At 73.5% G+C, this 761-nt stretch carries 1 pseudogene; it reads right to left on the reverse strand.

Annotation, left to right across the window (positions count from 1 at the left end):
- Positions 1-743 (reverse strand): annotated as a pseudogene (locus tag GTQ99_RS23710) (hypothetical protein); the annotation flags it as partial.
- Positions 744-761 lie beyond the last annotated feature (18 nt).

Genomic DNA, 761 nt, shown 5'->3' on the forward strand with positions numbered 1-761 from the left:
AGCAGCACCGAGACGATGCGGTCCCGGTAGCCCGGCATGCGCATCTGCTCGCTGTCCACCCAGTTCTGCATGGTGCGGGCGATGGCGCTGACGAAGGCCGGCAGGGAGCGCGGACCGCCGTCCTCCAGGCCGCTGCGGTTGCGGGTCAGCCCGTCCTGCGCGCCGGTCGGCAGCGTCACCGCCTCCCGCTCGCCGCGCCGGGGGCGCAGGTTGATGGCGAAGCTGGGGCGCCGGGGCAGCGGCGCGTCGAAGAAGTGCAGCGGCATGTTGGAGGTGATGCCGCCGTCGGAGACCCACGTCTTCGCGGCCTGCACGCGAGGCAGTCCAGCGCCCACCGCGTCGAGCACCTCCTGCGCGCCGACGGAGCCGGCGGGCGGCACCCGGCGGTCCAGCCAGCGTTGCCAGGCGGCGCGGAAGGCGGTGTGCTCCGGGGTGCTGGTGTCGACGTCCCAGAGGGGGACGGCGCTGATCAGGACGGGGAAGCTCAGGCTCATCCGGGCCGCGACCACCACCGGCAGGTCCGCCACCGGCAGGCGGTGCAGACCCTGGTCGGCTGCCATCACCGCGATGACGTCGCCCACCGTGCGCACCCGCTGCGGCGGAGCGCTCTCCTGCGCCTGCACCGTCGATCGCACGATCGGCTCGGGGAACAGTTCCAGCCACTCCTGCTCGCGGAAGTACAGCAGTTCGTCCTCCACCGGGGGCAGCCGCCGCGGGCGGCCCTGCACCAGGTCGGTGGTCATGACCTCCAGGTTGACGGC

This window comes from Kineococcus vitellinus, from assembly GCF_009906315.1.
In the GTDB taxonomy this organism is placed as follows: Bacteria; Actinomycetota; Actinomycetes; order Actinomycetales; family Kineococcaceae; genus Kineococcus; species Kineococcus vitellinus.